The sequence below is a fragment of the Actinokineospora spheciospongiae genome (assembly GCF_003182415.1).
Lineage (GTDB): Bacteria > Actinomycetota > Actinomycetes > Mycobacteriales > Pseudonocardiaceae > Actinokineospora > Actinokineospora spheciospongiae.
This window is the reverse complement of the sequence record NZ_QHCP01000007.1, coordinates 229,985-251,096: the sequence shown is the minus strand read 5'-3', so window position 1 is coordinate 251,096 and position 21,112 is coordinate 229,985. Positions and strand designations below refer to the sequence as shown.

The window sequence follows — 21,112 nt, the reverse complement described above, 5'->3', positions numbered from 1 at the left end:
GGCAGGCCCGGCGGCCAGCTCGGCCTCCGGCAGCGCCGCGACGGGCAGCGCGACGGCGGTCGCCGGGCGCACGTCCTGGTGGGGTTCGCCGTCGACCTCGGGGAAGACCGTGCGCAGGCTCTCGTGCCGCTGCACCACGTCGCCGAGCGCCGCGGTCAGGGCGGCGCGGTCGAGGTCGCCGGTGAGGCGCAGCGCGATGGGCAGGTGGTAGGCGGACCCGGTGTCCTCGAAGCGGTTGAGGAACCACAGCCGCCGCTGGGCGTGCGAGAGCGGGGTGCGCTCCGGGCGGTCCACCGGTCGCGGCGCGGGCCGGACGGCGGCGCCGGGGTCGAGCACGGCGTCGAGGCGGGTGCTCGTGCCCGCCTCGAACAGCGCGCGCACGGGCAGCTCCACCCCGAGCACCGACCTGATCCGGCTCACCAGCCGGGTGGCCAGCACGGAATCGCCGCCCAGGGCGAAGAAGTCGTCGTCGGCGCCGACCGCGGGCAGCTCCAGCACGTCGGCGAACAGCTCGCAGAGGATTTCCTGCCGCGGTGTGCGCGCGGGCGCGCCCCGGCCCGGGGCGGCGGGGCGGGCGGGCACCCGGTCCGGTTCGGTGACCCCGGGGAGCACCGGGCCCGCGGTGTGCCCGGGCGGGTGGTCCAGGTCCGCGGCCAGTGACCGGAGCGTGCGCACCACCGCGTCCAGCGCGCGCCGCGCGGTCTCGGCGTCGACCACGTCGGTGCGGTGGGACAGGCGCAACAGCAGCCGGTCGCCGGGTGCCACCGTGAGCGAGAGCGGGTAGTGGTTGGCGTCCCAGGCGCCCACGGCCGTGACCCGCAGCCCCGGCGGCGCGGCCACCACGGCGTCGGCGGACCGCCCGCGGGCCAGGTGGTTGCGGAACAGCAGCACGGTGTCGAACAGCTCGGCGCCGACCCCGGCCAGCCGCCGCAGCTCGCCCAGGCCCACGTGCTGGTGCGGCAGCAGCGCGGCCCGCCGGTCCTGCGCGGCGGCCAGTTGCTCGCCGAACGGCCGCCCCGCGTCGAGGCTGACCCGCACCGGCACCGTGTTGACGAGCAGCCCCACCAGCGTCTCGACGTCGGGGATCGTGGGTGGGCGGATGGCGGCGGTGGTGCCGAAGACGACGTCCTGCCGCCCGGTTAGCCCGCTGAGCACCACCGCCCACGCCCCCGCCACCACGGTGTTGAGCGTCAGGCCCCGGCCGCGGGCGGCGGTGTGCAGGCGCGCGGTCTGCTCGGCGGTCAACTCGGCGTCCAGGTCCCGAGGCGGGGCGGGCGCCCCGCCGCGGGCGGCGCCGGGGGCGACGAGGGTGGGTCCGCTCAGCCCGGCCAGGTGCGTCCGCCACTCCCGGCGGGCGGCGTCGTGGTCCTGCCTGGCCAGCCACCGCGGGTAGGCCCGGTGGTCGGCGGCGGGCGGCAGGGTGACCGCCGGGTCGCCCTCCCGGGCGTAGAGCGCCCACAGGTCGTCCACCAGCACCGGCACGGACCAGCCGTCGAGCAGCACGTGGTGGTTGGTGATCAGCAGCCGGTGCCGGTCGGCGGCCAGCCGGACCAGGGTGAACCGGATCAGCGGGGGGCGGTGCGGGGTGAACCCCGCGGTCCGGTCCTCGGCGACGACCCGGTCCAGCCCGGCCGCGCGCTCCGGCTCGCCGAGGGCGGACAGGTCGTGCTCGCGCCAGGCCAGGGGCACCTCGGCCAGCACGACCTGGACCGGTTCGTCGACCCCGTCCTGAACGATCGCCGAGCGCAGCACCGCGTGCCGGGCCAGCAGCGCCCCGGCGGCCCGGCGCAGCGCGGCCGGGTCCAGCGGCCCGTCGACCTCCAGCGCGAGCTGCATGGTGTAGACGTCGGCCGCCCCGTCGTGGGCGGCGTGGAACAGCAGTCCCTCCTGCAACGGCGTGACGGGGAGGACGTCCTCGATCTCGGCCCTGGTCACCGGGGTGCCTCCCATTCCGCTTCGATCGCCGCCGCCAACCGCCCGCGCTGGAACGCGCTCAGCTCCACCAGCGGGGCGCCGGTGTCCTCGGGGTCGGCCTCTGGTGCCTGCCGGTCCGCCGCCGCGGCCACCGCCGCGAGGGCGGCCGGGGTGCGGTGCACGAAGACGTCGCGCGGCGTGAGGGGCAGCCCGGCCCGGCCCGCGCGGCCCGTGAGCCGCAGGGTGAGCACGCTGTCGCCGCCGAGGGCGAAGAAGTCGTCGCGGACCCCCGCCTCGGCCACCCCCAGCACGTCGGCGAACAGCTCGCACAGCGCCAGCTCCGCCGGGGTGCGCGGGGCGCGGTCCGGTGCGGCGCCGCGCGGGTCCGGCGCGGGCAGCGCGCGCCGGTCGACCTTGCCGTTGGCGGTCGTGGGGAACGCGTCGAGCACCACGACCACCGGGACCATGTGCTCGGGCAGCACCCGCGCCGCGTGCTCCCGGACCGCGGCGGGGTCCACCGCCGGCGCGCCCGCCGCGGTGACGTAGCCGACCAGCCGCCGGTGCCCGTCGCCGGACTCGCGGGCCACCACCACCGCCCGGCCGACCAGCGGGTGCCCGGCCAGCGCCGCCTCGACCTCGCCGGGTTCGACCCGGAAGCCGCGCACCTTGAGCTGCTCGTCGGCCCGGCCGAGGAACTCCAGCCGCCCGGACCCGGTCCAGCGCACCAGGTCGCCGGTGCGGTAGGCGCGCTCGCCCGGCCCGCCGCCCGGGTCGGCGACGAACCGCTCGGCGGTGAGGCCGGGGCGCCGGTGGTAGCCGCGGGCCACCCCCGCGCCCGCCAGGTACAGCTCGCCGACCACGCCCGGCGGCACCGGCCGCAGCGCCCGGTCGAGCACCAGGACCCGGGTGTTGGCGATCGGTTCGCCGATGCCGGGCGCCCGCTCGTCCGCGCCGAGGTGGGCGAGGGTGGACCAGATGGTGGTCTCGGTCGGCCCGTACAGGTTGACCGCGCTCGCGGCCCTGGCGCGCAGGCGGGCGGCCAGCGCGGCGGGCAGCGCCTCGCCGCCGGAGAGCACCCGCACCCCGGACAGGGCGTCGCGGTCGCCCTCCTCGTCGGCCGCGTCGAGCACCGTCTGCCACAGGCTCGGTGTCGCCTGCGCGACGGTGACCCCGGTCCGCCGGGCCAGCGCCAGCAACCGCGCCGGGTCCCGCACGGTGTCGCGGTCGGCGAGCACAACGCACGCCCCGTGCGCCAGCGGGAGGAACAGCTCCAGCGCCGCGATGTCGAAGGCGATCGTGGTCACCGCCAACCACCTGTCTCCTGTGGACAGTGGAACGTGGTCGGCGAGCGCAGCCAGGAAGTTCGCCAGGGCACCCCTGGGCACCACGACGCCCTTCGGCAGGCCGGTCGAGCCCGAGGTGTAGATCGCGTACGCCGCGTTCGACGGCACCGCCCGGGGGAAGGCGCACGGCGGGGCGCCCGCCAGTTCGGCCCGCGTCCGCGCCGCGTCCAGCGCCAACCGGGGCACCCCGACCGCGGGCAGCGCGCCTGCGGTGGCCTCGTCGGTGATCACGAGCACCGGTTCCGCGTCGGACAGCATGTGCGCGGTCCGCTCCGGCGGGAAGGCCGGGTCCAGCGGCAGGTGCGCCGCCCCCGCCCGCTGCACCGCCAGCAGCGCCACCACCAGCTCCGGCCCGCGCGGCAGCGCCACGGCCACGAACCGCTCCGGGCCCGCGCCGCGGGCCACCAGCAGCCGGGCCAGGCGGTCGGCCCGGTCGACCAGCTCGGCGTAGGACACCGTCGTGTCGGCCGTGCGGACGGCGGGCAGCCCGGGGTGCGCGGCGGCGACCCCCGCGACCACGTCGGCCAGGTCCACCGGCGGAACCGGGCGGACGACGCCCCGCCCCTGCTCCAGCAGCAGCGCGCGTTCCCCGGCGGTGAGCAGTTCGACCTGGCGGACGGGGGTGTCCGGGTCGGCCGCCACCGCGGCGAGCAGGCGTGCCAACCGGTCGGCGATGCCCGCCGCGGTCGCCGGGTCGAACAGGTCCGCGTTGAACTCCAGCACCCCGTCCAGCCCGTCCCCGCGCTCGGCGAACCCGAACGAGAGGTCGAACCGCGCCGACCCCACCGCCACCGGCTCGGCCGCGACGGCCAGCCCGGGCAGGTCGAGCACCGGCTCCGGGGTGTTCTGCAACCCCAGCATCACCTGGAACACCGGGTGCCTGGCCAGCGACCGCGGCGGCGCCAGCGCCTCGACCAGCCGCTCGAAGGGCAGCTCCGCGTGGGCGTAGGCCGCGAGGTCGGTCTCGCGCACCCGGCCGAGCAGGTCGCGGAAGCTCGGGTCGCCGGACGTGTCGGTGCGCAGCACCAGCATGTTGACGAAGCAGCCGACCAGTTCGTCCAGCGCGTCGTCGGTGCGCCCGGCCACCGGTGTCCCGACGGGGATGTCGTCCCCGCCGCCCAGCCGCGACAGCAGCAGCGCGAGACCGGCGTGCAGCACCATGAACAGCGTCGTCCCGGTCCCGCGCGCCAGCGCCCGCAGCGCCGCGTGCTGCTCGGCGGGGATGCCGAAGGCCACCTCGCCGCCCCGGTGCGAGGCCACCGGCGGGCGGGGCCGGTCGGCGGGCAGGGGGATCTCGTCGGGCAGACCGGCCAGCACCGCGGTCCAGTGCGCCAGGTGCGGCGAGTCCGCGGCGAGCAGGTCGCGCTGCCAGAGCGCGTAGTCGGCGTACTGCACCGGCAGCGGCGCGAACCCGGGGGCGGCACCCGCGCGCCGCGCCGCGTACGCGGCGGACAGGTCGCGGGCCAGCGGGGTCAGCGACCAGCCGTCCGCCCCGATGTGGTGCAGCACCACCAGCAGCACGTGCTCGCCCGGCCCGACGGCGAACAGCGCCGCGCGCACCGGCGGCTCGGTGGCCAGGTCGAACGGCCTGGCGACCTGCTCGGCCAGCGCCGCGACCACCCCGTCCCCGCCGGTCTCCGCCTCGGTCCAGGCCACCGGCCCCGGGTCGAGGACCTCCTGGCGCGGGTGGCCGTCCACCACCGGGAACACCGTCCGCAGGCTCTCGTGCCGGGCCACCACGTCGTCCAGCGCGGCCCGCAGCGCCGCCCGGTCGAGCCCGCCGGTCAGCCGCAGCACCAGCGGGATGTGGTAGGTGGCGCCCAGGTCCTCGACCCGGTCGAGGAACCACAGCCGCTGCTGCGCGGCCGACAGCGGCAGCACCCGGGGTCGGGTGGCCGGGGCGGGCGCCGGGCGCGCGGCGCCCGCCGTGCCGTCCAGCCTGCCCGCGAGCAGGGCGGCGGTCGGGGCCTCGAAGACCGCCCGCACCGCCAGTTCCACCCCCAGGACCGCCCGCACCCGGCTGACCAGCCGGGTGGCCAGCAGCGAGTGGCCGCCCAGGTCGAAGAACCCGTCGTCCACCCCGACCCGCGCCACCCCCAGCACCTCGGCGAACAGCTCGCACAGCACGGCCTCGCGCGGGGTGCGCGGGCCGCGGCCGGACCCGTCCGGGGTGAGGTCGGGGGCGGGCAGGGCGGTGCGGTCCACCTTCCCGCTCGGGGTGGTCGGCAGCGCCGCCAGGCGCACGAACGCGGCGGGCACCAGGTAGTCCGGCAACCGGTCGGCGAGGTGGCCGCGCAGCGCCGCCGCGGTGGGGGTCGTGCCCGCCCGGGGGACGACGTAGCCGACGAGCCGCTGCTCCACCGCGCCACCGCGGGTCACCGGCACCGCCAGCACCGCGGCCTGCGCCACGTCGGGGTGGCCCGCGAGCGCGGCCTCCACCTCGCCGGGCTCCACCCGGAACCCGCGGATCTTCACCTGGTGGTCGACCCGGCCGAGGAAGTCCAGCGTCCCGTCCGCCCGCCACCGCACCAGGTCGCCGGTGCGGTAGACGCGCTCCCCCGGCGGGCCGAACGGCGCGGCGACGAACCGCTGCGCGGTCAGGCCGGGGCGGCCGAGGTAGCCGCGGGCCACCTGCGCGCCGCCCAGGTACAGCTCGCCGGGGACGCCGACCGGGACCGGTCGCAGCCGGTCGTCGAGCACGTGGCAGCCGGTGTTGTCGATCGGGCCGCCGATGCCCACCCGGACCGGCCAGTCCGCCGCCCCGCCGGTGAGCGCGTGCGCGGTGACCACGTGGGTCTCGGTGGGGCCGTACCAGTTGCGCAGCGTCCACTCGGGATGCCTGCGGTAGAACTCGCGCACCTCCCCGCGCACCGACAGCGCCTCGCCCGCCTGCATCACGTCGGTGAGGGCGCCGGGGTCGCGCCCCAGCTCCGCCGCCGCGTCGCACAGCGCCTCCAGCACGACGGCGGGGGCGAACAGCTCGTTGACGCGGTGGCGGTCGAGCCAGCGCACCAGTTCCACCGCGTTGCGCCGGGTCTCGGTGTCCGGCACCACCAGCGTCTTGGCGCCCGCCAGGGCGGAGGCGACCTCCTGGGCGGAGGCGTCGAAACCGGTCGCGGCGAACAGGGCGGTCCGCTTGCCCGGCCACACCGGCACCGCCGCGAGCTGCCAGGTGATCAGGTTGACCAGCGCGCCCGCCGGGAACACCACGCCCTTGGGCCTGCCGGTGGAACCGGACGTGTAGATCACGTACGCGGGGTTGGCGGGCGACAGCGGGGCGGGCAGGTCCGCGGTCCCGGGGGCGTCGGCCCGCTGCCGCGCGAGGTCGTCGACCACGTCCTCGGCGTCGAGCACCAGCACGGGCACGCCCGCGGTGGCGGGCAGCCGGTCCGCGGTTCCCCGGGTGGCGAGCACGACCAGCGGCGCGGCGTCGGCCAGCGTGGACGCGGTCCGCTCGACCGGGTACTCGGGGTCCAGCGGCAGGTAGGCGGCGCCCGCCTTGAGCACCGCGAGCAGCGCCACCACCAGGTCGGGGGAGCGGGGCAGCGCGAGGCCGACCAGCCGCTCGGGGCCCGCGCCGCGCGCCAGCAGCAGGTGGGCGAGCCGGTTGGCCCGCGCGTGCAGCTCGGCGTGGGTCAGCACCACCTCGCCCGCGCCGCCCGCGACGACGGCGGGCACGTCGGGGTGGCGCGCGACCGCCGCGTCGAACAGCTCCGGCAGCGTCGCCGCCCCCGTCGCCCGCCCGGTGTCGTTCCACTCCAGCAGCACCTGCCGCCGCTCGGCCCGCCCGAGCACGTCGACCCGGCTGATCGGCAGGTCGGGCTCGGCGGCGACGGCGCGCAGCACCCGCACCAGCCGATCGGCCAGCCGGTGCGCGGTGTCGGGGTCGAACAGGTCGGTGCTGTGCTCCAGGAAGCCCGCCACCCCGGCGGGGGTGCCGTCGGGCGCGTGCCGCTCGGTGAGGGTGACCAGCAGGTCGAACTTCGCCGTGGCGCTGTCGACGTCGTCCACGACCACCCGCAGCCCGGTCAGCCTCGGCGCGGGCGGTGCGGCGGGTTGCAGCGCCAGCATCACCTGGAACAGCGGGTGCCGCGCCGTCGACCGGGCCGGGTTCAGCGCCTCGACCAGCCGCTCGAACGGCACGTCCTGGTGGGCGTAGGCGTCGAGGTCGGCCGCGCGGGCCCTGGCGAGCAGTTCGCGGAAGGTGGGGTCGCCGCCGGTGTCCACCCGCAGTACCAGGGTGTTGACGAACAGGCCGACCAGGTCGTCGAGCGCGTCGTCGGCCCGGCCCGCGACCGGGGTCCCGACTGGGATGTCGGTGCCCGCCCCCAGCCGGGTGAGCAGGGCGGCCAGCGCGGCGTGCAGGACCATGAACAGGCTGGCCCGGTTCTCCCTGGCCAACCCGGCCAGCAGCCGGTGCAGCCGCTCGTCGAGCCACAGCGGCGTGCGGGCGCCGCCGCGGCCGGGCCGCGCGGGCCGCGGGTGGTCGCGGGGCAGGGCCAGCTCGTCGGGGAGCCCGGACAGCCTGCCCGTCCAGAACTCCAGCGCCGCACCCGCCCGTCCGTCCTCTGAGGACAGCTCCGCGCGCTGCCACAGCGCGTGATCCGCGTACTGCACCGGCAGGGGAGCCCACTGCGGCGGTGCACCGGCGCAGCGCGCCCCGTAGGCCCGCGACAGGTCGTTGCCGAGCGGCGTCATGGACCAGCCGTCGGCCGCGATGTGGTGCACGACGAGCAGCAGCACGTGCTCCCGCGGCCCCAGCGCGAACAGCGTCGTCCGCAGCACCGGGCCCGAGGCCAGGTCGAACGGCGCGGCGAGGTGTTCGGCCAGCGCCGCGGGCAGCGCCGCCGCCTCGGTGTCCACGATGGACAGATCAGGACAGCCGACCGCCGTGGGCAGCACGTGCTGGTGCGGTTCCCCGTCCTCGACGGGGAACACCGTGCGCAGGCTCTCGTGCCGCTGCACCACGTCGGTCAGCGCCGCGCGCAGCGCCTCCCGGTCCAGCGGCCCGGACAGCCGCAGCACCCCGTGGACGTGGTACTCCGAGCCCGCTCCCTCGTACTGGTCGAGGAACCACAACCTGCGCTGCGCGAACGACAGCGGGACCCGTTCCGGACGGGGTGCCCGCCGGGGCCCGGTGCGCGCCGGGCCCGCGCCCGCCGCGCCGACGGCCGGGGCCAACCGGGCCACCGTGGGGGCCTCGAACAGCGCGCGCACGTCGAGGTCGGCGTCGAACGCGCCGCGGATTCGGCCGACGAGCCGGGTGGCGAGCAGCGAGTGCCCGCCCAGGGCGAAGAAGTCGTCGTCGATGCCGACCCGCGCCACGCCCAGCACCTCGGCGAACAGCGCGCACAGCAGTTCCTCGCGCGGTTCGCGCGGGCCGCGCGACGGGCCAGCGGCGGCCACCGGCCGGGCGGCGGGCAGCGCCGCGCGGTCGAGCTTGCCGTTCGGCGTCGTGGGCAGGGCGTCGAGCACCACGAACGCGGCGGGCACGAGGTGGTCGGGCAGCAGGGTCCGGGCGTGCGCGCGCAGCGCGGACGGGTCCGGCACCCGGCCCGGCGCGGGCACCAGGTGGGCCACCAGGCGCGGGTCGCCGTAGCGGTCCGGGGCCGCGCCAACCACGACCCGGGCGACGTCGGGGTGCCCGGCCAGCGCGGCCTCCACCTCGCCGGGCTCCACCCGGAACCCGCGCACCTTGAGCTGGTCGTCGGACCGGCCCAGGAACTCCAGCTCGCCGTCGGGCCGCCGCCGCACCAGGTCGCCGGTGCGGTACAGGCGGGACCCCGGCGGGCCGAACGGGTCGGCCACGAACCGCTCGGCGGTCAGCGCGGGCCTGCCCAGGTAGCCGCGCGCCACACCCGCGCCGCCGAGGTGCAGTTCGCCCACCGCTCCCGGCGGGCACGGCCGCAGCGCCGCGTCGAGGACGTGCGCGCGGGTGTTGGGCAGCGGCAGGCCGATCGGCGGCGCGGACCGGCCGGGGACCACCTCGGCGCAGGTGGACCAGATGGTGGTCTCGGTGGGGCCGTAGACGTTGGTGACGCCCGCCGCGCACGCGGCCAGCCGGTCGGCGAGCGCGGCGGGCAGCGCCTCACCGCCGACGAGGACCCGCACGCCCGCCAGGCTCCCCGGGTGCGCGGCGACCAGTGGGCCCAGCAGGGTGGGCGTGGCCTGCACGGCGGTGATGCCCCCGCTGTCGAGCTGCTCGGCCAGCAGCGCGGGGGTGAGCAGTGCCGCCCCGGGGCAGACGACCACGCGTGCGCCGACCACCAGCGGCAGCAGCAGCTCCAGCAGCGAGATGTCGAAGCCGGTGGTGGTCACCGCGAGGAACCGGTCGTCGGGGCCGAGCCCCCACCGCCGCGCCATGCCCAGCAGGAGGTTCACCAGGTTGGCCTGGGACACCACCACGCCCTTGGGGGTGCCGGTCGAGCCCGAGGTGTGCAGGACGTAGGCCGCCTGGTCCGCTTCCACCGCCCGCGCGGGCAAAGCGGTGCCTTCGCCGAGGGCGCGTCGCGTCGCCGGGTCGTCGAGCAGGATCGCGGGCGGGTGGTTCGCGGCCGCCGAGTCGGAGGTGGTCAGCACCACCGCGGGCCGTGCGTCGGCGAGCACGAACCGCACCCGCTCGGCCGGGTGGTCGGGGTCGATCGGCAGCCAGGTCGCGCCCGCCCGCAGCACGGCGAGCAGCGCGACCACCAGGTCCGCCGACCGGGGCAGCACCACGGCGACCGGTCGCTCGGGGGCGGCGCCGTGCTCGACCAGCAGCCGCGCGAGCCTGCCCGCCCGCTCGTCGAGTTCGGCGTGGGTCAGCCGGTCGCCGCCGGACACCACCGCTGTCGACCCCGGGGTGGCGGCGGCCCGCGCCGCGACCAGCTCGGCCGCGGAGACCGCGGGCACCGGTGCGGCGGTGTCGTTCCAGTGCGCCAGCACGTGCTCGCGCTCGGCGGGCGGCAGCGCGTGGACCCGTCCGAGGGGCAGGTCCTCGCCCGCGGCGAAGGTGCCCAGCACGTGCTCGAGCCGAGCCAGCACACGCCGGGCGGCGGCGTCGTCGACCAGGTCGGGCTGGTGGTGCAGGCGCAGCAGCAGCCGCGACCCGGGTGCCGCGGTCAGCGCGAGCGGGTAGTGCACGGCGTCGCGCCCCTCGACCCCGGCGACGCGCAGGCCGTCGGGGGCGGCGAAGGGGTCGGCGCCCACCGGGTAGTTCTCGAACACCACGACCGTGTCGAACAGCGTTCCGGTGCCGCGCTGGATCTCGGCGAGCGCGAGGTGCTGGTGCGCCACGAGTCCGGCCTGCCGCTCCTGCACACCGCGCAGCACCCCGGTCAGCCGGGCCGCGGGTGGCAGGGGCACCCGGACCGGCACGGTGTTGATGAACAGCCCGGTCGTGGTCTCGATGCCCGGCACCTCGGCGGGGCGACCGGAGACGGTGGCACCGAACACCACCTCGTCGCGCCCGGTGATCGCGCCCAGCACCACCGCCCACGCGCCCTGCACGACCGTGTTCAGCGTCAGCCCCCAGCCGCGGGCCGCGGCGGCGAGCCCGGACGTCGTGCCCTCGGGCAGCTCCGCCGTGAGCAGGCCCGGCGGCACCGGTGTCCGCGATCCCGCGTCCGGCGCCACGAGCGTCGGGCTGTCCACTCCGGACAACTCGTGCCGCCAGGCGGTCGCGGCGGCGTCGCGGTCCTGCGCCGTGAGCCACGCGAAGTAGTTCCGCAGCGGCTGCGCGTCGGGCAGCCCCCCGGCGTGGCCGCCGTCGGCGTAGAGGGCGAACAGCTCGCGGACCAGCACCGGGATCGACCAGCCGTCCAGGATGAGGTGGTGGTGGGTCAGCACCAGCCTTGAGCGCCGCGCCCCCAGCCGCACCAGCGTCCAGCGCAGCAACGGCGGTCGCGCCACGTCGAACCGGCGCTCGCGCTCGCCGAGCAGCACGCGGTCGAGTTCGGACCGCTGCTCGTCCTCGGGCAGACCGCCGAGGTCGACCTCGGCCCACGGCACCTCGACCTCGCGCAGGACCAACTGCACGGGGGTGTCGAGCCCGGCGTGCTGGAAGCAGGCCCGCAGCGCCGCGTGCCGCGCGACCAGCGCCCGCGCGGCGGTGCGCAGCAGCGCGGCGTCCCACGGCCCGGTCAGGTCGAAGGAGAACTGGACGGTGTAGACGTCGGCGGCCCGCTCGTCGTAGCGGGCGTGGAAGAGCAGACCCTCCTGGAGCGGGGCCAGCGGCAGGACGTCCTCGATGGGTGAGCGGTGCACTACGACCCCTTTGGCCCCGTGTCGAAGGTGCTCTCGAACTGCTGGATCTGGTGCTGGCTCAGCGCGACCAGCGGGAAGTCGGACGGGGTGCGGCCCGCTGTGCCGGTGCCCGCGGCGAACCGGACCAGGCCGCGCAGGGCGGTGGACCACGCCTCGGCCAGCTCCCGCACGTCCGCCTCGCCGAGCAGGTCCCCCGGCCACGACCAGGTGGCGGTGAGCACCGGCCCGCCGGGGTGGTCGACGGTGACCGCGGTGACCTCCAGCGCGTGCGCCACCGGCAGCCCGGGGTCGCTGCCCGCCACCCCGGGGTCGGACGCCACCAGCTCCCAGGGCGTGCCCGGGGCGCCCGCCCGGAACCGGCCGAGGTAGTTGAAGGCGATCTGCGGGGCGGGCAGCGCCGCGAGGGTCGCGCGGGTGTCCTGGCGCAGGTGGCGCAGCAGGCCGAAGCCGATCCCCTTGTCCGGCACCGCCCGCAGTTGCTCCTTGACCCGGCGCAGCGCCGCGCCCAGCGCGGCCGAACCGGCGCCGGTCTCGGACCGGGTCACCGTCCCCGGGTCGAGGCGGACCGGGTGGACGGTGGTGAACCAGCCCACGGTGCGGCTGAGGTCGACGGGCGCGAGGCCGTCGTGCCTGCCGTGGCCCTCCAGGTCGACCAGCACGCCCTCGCCCGCCTGCCCGCGCCGGTCGCGCCGGTGCCGCACCGCCAGGGCCAGCGCGGTCAGCAGCACGTCGTTCACCTCGCCGTCCACCGACGCGGTGACGCGGGTGAGCAGGTCCCGGGTGTCCGCACCGGACAGCGAGACGGTCACCTCCCGGCTGCTGCCCGCCGTGTCCCGCGCCGGGTCCAGTGCCCGGTCGCCGAGGAGCGGGTCGTGCCCGGAGAGCAGGCGCACCCACGTCGGCAGTTCCGCCGCTCGGCGCTCGTGCGCCGCTTCGGCGAGCAGGACGCGCGCCCAGCCGCGCAGGGAGGTGCCCACCGGCGCCAGCCGGGCGCGCTGTCCCGCCGCGATCGACGCCCACGCCGCGGCCAGGTCGCCCAGGACGATCCGCCAGGACACCCCGTCGACGACGAGGTGGTGCAGCACCAGCAGGACCTGCCCCGGTCGCTCGGGTCCCGCGTCGAACCACCGGACCCGGACCACCCGCCCCGACCCGGGTTCCAGCTCCGCGCGGGCCTGTTCACCGCGCGCCGCGATCACCGCCCGCACCTGGTCGGCGTCGAGGCCCGACGTGTCCACCCGCTCGACGCAGTCCGCCGCGCGGGCACCGCCCGGCCGGTCGACGACCAGGTGCCAGGTGCCGTCCGCCTCGACCAACCGCGCCCGCAGCGCGTCGTGCCGGTCGATCACGGCCTGCACGGTGGCGGTGAGCGCGGCCTCGGTCAGTCCGGCGGGCGCCCAGGCCACCATGCTCTGGTTGAACCCGGTGACCGGGCCGCCGCGCTCGCGCAGCCAGTGCCCGATGGGGGTGAGCGGCACCTCGCCGGTGGCCGCGCCGTCCGCCTCGACCGGCGCGTCCGCCACCGGCACCGCGACGGCGGCCAGCGCCGCCACCGTCTGGTCCCGGAACACGTCCGCCGGGGTGATCAGCAGCCCGGCCGCGCGCGCCCTGGCGGTGAGCTGGATCGAGGCGATGCTGTCGCCGCCCAGCTCGAAGAACCCGTCGTGCGGGTCGACCGAGTCCAGGCCCAGCACCTCGGCGAACAGCCCGGCCAGCACCCGCTCGCGCGGGCCGCGCGGCAGGCGGGCGGCCTCCGGCGCGTGCCGGACCTGCTCCGCCACGACCACGGGTGACCGGTGTGCCCCGATACCCGGGAGGTCCACCTGGGACACGCGTAGACCGGGGTCTTCCGCCATGGCGGTGACGACCCGTTCCAGCCACCCGGTGAGCCGCCGCGCGGTGGTGCGGTCGAACAGGTCGGCGTTGTACTCCAGCTCGGCGACGATGCCCGCGGGCGCCGCCCCCGGACCGCGCCGCTCGGCGAACGCGAGCGACAGGTCGAACTTGGCCGCCGCCAGCGGCGTGGGGTGCGCGGTGGCGCGCAGGCCGGGCAGGTCGAGCACCGGCGGGTCGGCGGAGTCCTGCCGGACGAGCGCCACCTGGAACAGCGGGTGCCTGCCCAGCACCCGGGCGGGCCGCAACTCGTCCACCAGCCGCTCGAACGGCAGGTCCTGGTGGGCGTGCGCGGCCAGGTCCACCTCCCGCACGCGCCCCAGCAGTTCCCGCAGCGCCGGGTCGCCGGAGGTGTCGGTGCGCAGCACGAGGGTGTTGACGAACAACCCGACCAGCCGGTGCGCCGCCGCGTCGGTGCGCCCGGCGACCGGCGTCCCGACGGGGATGTCCACACCGGCGCCCACCCGGGTCAGCAGGACCGCGAGCGCGGCCCGCAGCACCATGAACAGCGTCGTCCTGGTGTCCCTGGCGAGGTCGTCGAGGCGGTGGTGCGCCGCGGCGGGGACCGTGAACGCCACCCGGCCCGCCCGACCGGTGGCCACCGCGGGCCGCGGCCGGTCGCGGGGCAGGGCCAGCTCGTCGGGCAGCCCGGCCAGCGCCGCCGACCAGTACCGCAGTTGCGCCGAGATCCGGCTGTGCCCGTCGTCGGCGGAACCCAGCAGTTCCCGTTGCCACAGCGTGTGGTCGGCGTACTGCGCCGCGAGCGCGGGCCAGCCCGGGGCGCGCCCGGCGAGCCGGGCGGTGTAGGCCTCGGCCAGTTCGTCGAGCAGCGGGCGCACGGAGTGCCCGTCGCAGGCGATGTGGTGCAGCACCAGCAGCAGCAGGTGCTCCCGGTCGCCCAGCGCGAACAGCACCGGGCGCAGCGGCGGCTCGGCGGCGAGGTCGAACCCGCGCCCCAGCTCCCGGGCCACCAGCGCGGGCAGGCCCGCCCCGCCCGCACCCGACGCGGCGCTGTCCGGCGCGGTGCTGTCCAGCACGACCAGGTCGGGCACCTCGGCCGGGTCCAGCACGTGCTGGCGCGGTACGCCGTCGGTGTCGGGGAAGGTGGTGCGCAGGATCTCGTGCCTGCCCACCAGGTCCCGCAGGGCGGCGGTGAGCGCCGCGACGTCCAGCGGGCCGGACAGCCGGGTGGCCAGCGGCACCAGGTAGGCGTCGTCCGCACCGCCCAGCCGGTCGAGGAACCACAGCCTGCGCTGGGCGAACGACAGCGGCACCCGCTCCGGGCGCGGTACCGCCACCAGCGGGGGCCGCGCCGCCGTGGCCCTGGCGTCGAGCCACCGCGCCACCCCGGCCGGGGTGGGGGCCTCGAACAGCGCGCGCACCGGCAGCTCGACGCCGAGCGCGGCGCGGACCAGGCCCGCCAGCCTGGTGACCAGCAGCGAGTGCCCGCCCAGGGCGAAGAAGTCGCCGTCCGGTCCGACCCGCGCCACCCCGAGCACGTCGGCGAACAGCCCGCCGATCAGGTCCACGCGCTCGTCGAGCGGGGCGCGGTGCCCGCCCGGCGCCACCCGCCCGGGGACGGGGTCGGGCAGCGCCCGGCGGTCGAGCTTGCCGTTGGCGGTGACGGGCAGCTCGTCGAGCAGCGCCACGACCGAGGGCACCAGGTGCGCGGGCAGCGTCGCGGCCAGGTGCGCGCGCAGCTCGGCCGGGTCCGGCCGCCGCCCCGGGTGCGCCACCGCGTACCCCACCAGCCTGCGGTCCCCGGTGTGGTGCTCGCGCACGGCGGCGGCGCTGTGCGCGACGGCCGGGTGCGTCGCCAGCGCGGCCTCCACCTCGCCGAGTTCGACGCGGAACCCGCGCACCTTCACCTGGTCGTCGGCCCGGCCGAGGTGGACCAGCTCGCCCTCGGCGGTGCGCCGGGCGAGGTCGCCGCTGCGGAACATCACCGCGCCGGTGCCGGAGGGGTCGGCGACGAAGCGCTGGGCGGTGAGCCCGGGGCGGTGCAGGTACCCGCGCGCCACCCCCGGTCCGGCCACGTACAGCTCGCCGGTGACGCCGGTCGGCACCGGGCGCAGCCGCTCGTCGAGGACGTGCACCCGCAGGTCGGGGAGGCTGTCGCCGATCACCCCGGCCACCGCGCCGCCGGTCCGGCCGTCCAGCGGCGCGTGCGTGGCGTGCACGGTGGTCTCGGTGATCCCGTACATGTTGACCAGCCGGGCGCCCGGGTGCCGCCGCGCCCAGTCCGCCAACCGCGCGGGGTCGAGCGCCTCGCCCCCGAAGATCACCCACCGGAGGCCGGACGGGGTGCCCCGCCGCCGGTCGGCGTGGTCGAGGGCGTAGAACGCCGACGGCGTCTGGTTGAGCACCGTCACCCGCTGCTCGTCGAGCAGGTCCAGCAGGTCCTCCGGCGATCGGGTGACCTCCCGGGGGACCACCACCAGCGTCCCGCCGTGCAGCAGGCAGCCCCACAGCTCCCAGACGGAGAAGTCGAACGCGTACGAGTGGAACAGCGCCCACACCTCGTCCTGGCCGAACCCGAACAGGTCCCGGGTGGTGGTGAGCAGCCGGACGACGTTGCGGTGCGTCACCAGCGCGCCCTTCGGCACCCCGGTGGACCCGGAGGTGAAGATCGCGTAGGCGGCGTTCGCCGGGGACAGCGGCACCGCGCGGTCCCGGTCGGTCGGGGCGGTGTCGGGCAGTGCCGCGAGCCGGGCTGCGGCAGCCGCGGAGTCGAGGACCAGAACCGGCACCGCCGCGGGCACCCGGTCCAGGGCGGCCCCGGTCGCGACCACGGCCACGGGCCGCGCCTCACCCAACAGCAGCGCCACGCGGTCGGCCGGGTAGTCCGGGTCGATCGGCAGGTAGGCCGCCCCGGCCTTGAGCACGGCCAGGACCCCGACCACCAGGTCGACCGACCGGGGCAGCACCAGCGCCACCACGGTCTCGGGGCCGCAGCCCCGGCCGATGAGCAGGTGCGCCAACCGGTTCGCGCGGGCGTCCAGCTCCCCGTAGGTCACCACCGCCGCGCCGTGGACCACGGCGGTGGCCGTCGGCCGCCGCGCGACCTGGGCGGCGAACAGGTCGGGCAGGGTGGAGGGGTCCGGGGTCGTCGCGGCCTCCGCGCGCTGCCACCGCGACCGCAGCGCCCGCCGCTCGGCCGGGGTGCACACCCGCACCTGCCCGATCCGCCGGTCGGGTGCGGCCGTGCAGGTGTCCAGCACCTGCACCAGGCGCTCGGCGAAGGCGGCCGCGGTGCCGCGGTCGAACAGGTCGGTGCGGAACTCCACGGTGCCCGCGAGCCCGTCCGGCGCGCCCGACCGGTCGAGCCGGGTCGCCAGCTCCACCGACAGGTCGGCCCTGGCCGTGCCGGTGCCCACCTCCTCGGCCCGCACCAGCAGGCCGGGCAGGTCGAACCGGCCGCCCGGGGTGCTGCGCAGCGCCAGGATCACCTGGAACAGCGGGTGGTGGGCGGGGCTGCGGGCCGGGTTCACCGCCTCGACGAGCACGTCGAAGGGCAGCTCCCGGTGGGCGTAGGCGGCCAGGTCGGCCGTCCGCACGCGCTCGAGCAGCTCCCGGAACGACGGGTCGCCCGAGGTGTCGGTCCGCAGCACCACGGTGTTGAGGAACGGGCCGACCAGGCCGTCGAGCACTGGGTCCGGCCGGTCGGCGACCGGGCTGCCCAGCACCACGTCGGTGCCCGAGCCGAGCCGGGTCAGCAGCGCGGCCAGCGCCGCGTGCACGACCATGAACACCGTCGCGCCGCTCGCCCGGGCCAGCTCCACCACCGCGGCGTGCAACCGCCGGTCCACGGCGAACCGCACGAGGTCGCCCGCGTGAGCGGCCACCGGGGGGCGCGGCCGGTCGGTCGGCAGCGGCAGCGGCTGCCGCAGGCCGTCCAGGGTCGCGCGCCAGTGCTCCAGGTGTTCTCCGCGCGTGGTGCCGACCGATTCCCCCTGCCACAGGGCGAAGTCGGCGTACTGCAACGGCAGCGGGTCCCACCCCGGTGCCGCGCCCGAGCACCTGGCGGTGTAGGCCGTCGAGAGGTCGCGGGCGAGCGGTTCGAGGGACCAGCCGTCGCAGGCGATGTGGTGCACCACCAGCAGCAAGACGTGCTCGCGCTGCCCCAGCACCAGCAGGTGCACCCGCATCGGCGGCCCGGCGGTCAGGTCGAAGCCGTGCGCCGCCGCCGCGCGCAGCGCCACCTCGGGGTCGTCCGGGGTGGAGGTGGTGACGGGCACCGCTTCGGGTGGGTGCACCACCTGGTGCGGTTCGCCCTCGTGCTCGGGGTGGGCGGTGCGCAGGACCTCGTGCCTGGCCACCACGTCGCGGACGGCGGCGGACAGCGCACTGCGGTCCAGCGGGCCGGTCAGCCGCAGGGCCAGGGGCATGTTGTAGGTGGCCGCCCACCCGGTCAGCCTGCTGAGGAACCACAGGCGCCGTTGGGCGGGCGACAGCGGGACCCGGTCGGGCCTGCGGCGCGGCCCCGGCGCCGGGCGGTCCGCGCCACCCCGCGCGCCGTCGAGCAGCTCGGTCAGCGCCGCGGCCGTCGGGGACGCGAACACGTCGGCGATGGCCAGGTCGACCCCGAAGACCGCGCGGACCCGGCTCGCCAACCGGAACGCCAGCAGGGAGTGCCCGCCCAGGGCGAAGAAGTCGTCCAGCGGGTGCACCGCGGGCACGCCGAGCACCCGCGCCATCAGTCCACACAGGACTTCCTCGCGCGGGTCGGCGTGCGCGCGACCCGCCCCGGCGCCCGTGCCCGGGGGAGCGGGCAGCGCCCGCCGGTCCACCTTGCCGTTGGCCGTCAGCGGCAGGGCGTCGAGCACCACCACCGCTGCCGGGACCAGGTGCTCGGGCAGCGACCGGGCCAGGTCGCGCCGCAGCCGCACCGGGTCCGCGGTCCGGCGGGCGGCCGGGACCGCGTACGCCACCAGCCGCCGGTCGCCACCGGGCCCGTCGCGCACCACGACCGCGGCCCTGCTCACCTCGGGCAGACCGACCAGGGTGGCCTCGACCTCCCCCGGCTCGACCCGGTACCCGCGCAGCTTCACCTGGTCGTCGGTCCGCCCGACGAACTCCAGGTCGCCGGTGGTGTTCCAGCGCACCAGGTCGCCGGTGCGGTACAGCCGCGACCCGGGCGGCCCGAACGGGTCCGCGACGAACCGCTCGGCGGTGCGGCCCGGCGCCCCGAGGTACCCGCGGGCGAGCTGCGCGCCCGCCAGGAACAGCTCGCCGACCGCGCCCGGCGGCACCGGCCGCAGCCAGGGGTCGAGCACGTGCGCCCGCGCGTTGTGCACCGGCCGCCCGATCGGCACCCGGTCCGGCCACCCGGCGGCGTCCCCCGCGAGCGTCGTCGCGGTCACCACGTGGGTCTCGCTGGGCCCGTAGTGGTTGTGCAGCCGCAGGCCCGGCCTGCGCGCCAGCAACCCGCGCAACGGGTCGCCGAGGGTCAGCTCCTCACCCGCCTGGGCGATGTCGGCCAACCGGGCGAGGGCGATCCCGCGCTCCGCCGCGGCCTCGGCGACGGCGTCGAGGACAGCGGTCGGTGCGAACAGCTCGTCCACCCCGCGCTCGTCGAGCCACGCGGCGAACGCGGCCGGGTCGCGCCGCACCCCGTCCTCCGGCACCACCAGGCACCGCCCCGCGCACAGCGTGGCGAGGACCTCCTGGACGGACACGTCGAACCCGGGGGCGGTGAACTGCGCGGTGCGCCCGCCGCTGCCACCCGCCGGTCGCGCGGTGGCGTGCCAGTGCAGGAGGTTGACCAGGGCGCCGCCGGGCATGACGACCCCCTTCGGGGTGCCGGTGGAACCCGAGGTGTAGATGACGTAGCAGGCGTTCGCCGGGTGCGGGGGCGGGACCCGGCCCGCTTCCAACGGCGGGACCGCGGGTCGCCCGGCGAGTGCGTCGCGCACCCCGGGGGCGTCGATGGCGATCACCGCGGCGGTCCCGGCGGGCAGGTCGGCCGCGGCCGAGCCGGTGGTGATGACCGCGACGGGTGCGGAATCCGCCAGCAGGAAGCCGATCCGCCGGGCGGGCAGGTCGAGGTCGACCGGCACGTGGGCGGCACCGCACTTGAGCACCGCCAGCAGTGCCGCCACCCGGTCGGCGCAGGCGGGCAGCGCCACCGCGACGGTCCGCTCCGGCCCGGCTCCGTGCTCCACCAGCAGGTTGGCCAGGCGGTTGGCCCGCTCGTCGAGCGCGAGGTAGGACCAGGTGGCGCCCGCGTGCTCCACCGCCGGGGCGTGCGGGGTCCTGCGCCGCTGCGCCTCGAACAGCCCGGCCACGGAGGTCTGCGGGACGGCGGCGGCGGTGTCGTTCCACGCCGCGGGGACCCGGTCGCGCTCATCCCGGTCCGCCACCTCGATACTGCCCACCGGCCGGTCGGGGTCGGCGGCGGCGACGGCGGTCAGCAGCGCGGTGAACCGCCGGTGGTGGTCACCGAGGTCGCTGTCCCGGTACAGCTCGGGGTTGCCGTTCACGTTGATCCGCAGCCGCCCGTCCGCCCGGCTGTAGACCACGATCGCCACGTCGTCGACCGGCCCGTTCGACAGGTTGTGCACCTGGGCGTCGACCCCGTCGAACTCCAGCTCGTAGTCGAAGGGCATCACGTTGACCGTCGTGCCGAACCAGGCGCGGCTGCCGCCCACCAGGTTCAGGTCCCGCCGCAGCTCCTCGCCCCGGTAGCGCTGGTGGCGCAGCGCCTCCCTGGCCACCGCGGAGACCTGCTTGGCGAGCGCGCCCAGGCTCGTCGCCGGGTCGACGACCAGCCGCAGCGGCAGCTCGTTGGCCAGCGTGGTCGGCATCGCCCTGGCCCCCGGCGTGGTGCGGGCGGCGACGGGCATGCCCAGCACCACCTCGCGCACCCCGCTGACCCGGTGGGCGTACAGCGCGGTCGTGGCCATGACCAGCACCGGCCAGGCCACCCCGGCCGCGCGGGCGGTCTCCCGCAGCCGGTCGGCGGTGGCGGCGGGGACCGACGCGGCGTGGCGCAGGAACCCGGTGGTGGTGCGCGGCTGCCTGCCCGCGAGGCTGACCGGGGCGGGGGCGTCGGCGAGCTGGGCGAGCCAGTGCGCCCGGTCCGCCGCGAACCGCGGCGACCCCCGGTACTCCCGCTCCTGCTCCACCAGCTCCCGCATCGACCCGAACTCCGGGGGCGGGCACGGCTCGCGGCGGACCAGCGCGGTGTACACCCGCGCCACCCGGCGCATGAGCTGCAGTGCGCCGTACCCGTCCATCGCGATGTGGTGGGCGAGCACGCCCCAGAGGTGGTGGTCGTCGGCCAACCGGTACACCGGGAAGCGCATGACCGGGCCCGCGGCGAGGTCGAACGGCTGCGCGAGCAGGTCGCGCAGGTGCTGCTCGGCCGCGCCGCGCGGGTCGGCCGCACCGCTGAGGTCGAACTCGGGGACCGGTGTCCCCGAGCCCGCGGTGAACCGCTGCCAGGTGCGCCCCTCCTCGTCCTGGCGGAACACCGCGCGCACGGACTCGGCCTCGTCGACCACCCGGCGCACCGCCGCCACCAGCAGTTCCCGGCGCAGCGGCCCCACGAGCTCGACGAAGTCGCCCGCGTTGTGGGTCGTGGCGGCCGGGTCGAGCTGCTGGGCGTACCACAGGCTGTTCTGCGCGGCCAGCAACGGGATCTCCCCGGCCGGACCGCCCCCTTCCCGCGGTTCCCGCTCGTGTGGTCGGTCCTGCTCGTCGGAAGTCCTCTGCAC

3 protein-coding genes (1 of these 3 only partly in view) are annotated in these 21,112 nt (G+C 77.4%); all 3 read right to left on the bottom strand.

All coding sequences use genetic code 11. The features are described 5' to 3' along the window. Tightly spaced (each overlapping or abutting the next), the 3 genes in view from DFQ13_RS20530 to DFQ13_RS20520 form a layout consistent with a single transcriptional unit that may run on beyond the window. A protein-coding gene (locus tag DFQ13_RS20530; RefSeq protein WP_181400078.1) for a non-ribosomal peptide synthetase crosses the window boundary here: on the bottom strand, positions 1-1,935 show its start. The gene continues 15,291 nt to the left of window position 1, outside the view; 1,935 of the gene's 17,226 nt are visible here — the first part of the coding sequence; the start codon lies at positions 1,933-1,935; its stop codon lies beyond the left edge, outside the window. After that, positions 1,932-11,501, bottom strand: coding sequence for a non-ribosomal peptide synthetase (locus tag DFQ13_RS20525; RefSeq protein WP_181400077.1), 9,570 nt, complete (start codon positions 11,499-11,501; stop codon positions 1,932-1,934). The genes DFQ13_RS20530 and DFQ13_RS20525 overlap by 4 nt, the downstream gene beginning before the upstream one ends. Beyond that, positions 11,501-21,112: a non-ribosomal peptide synthetase gene (locus DFQ13_RS20520; protein WP_110080966.1), complete on the bottom strand. Its 9,612-nt coding sequence runs from the start codon at positions 21,110-21,112 to the stop codon at positions 11,501-11,503. The genes DFQ13_RS20525 and DFQ13_RS20520 overlap by 1 nt, the downstream gene beginning before the upstream one ends.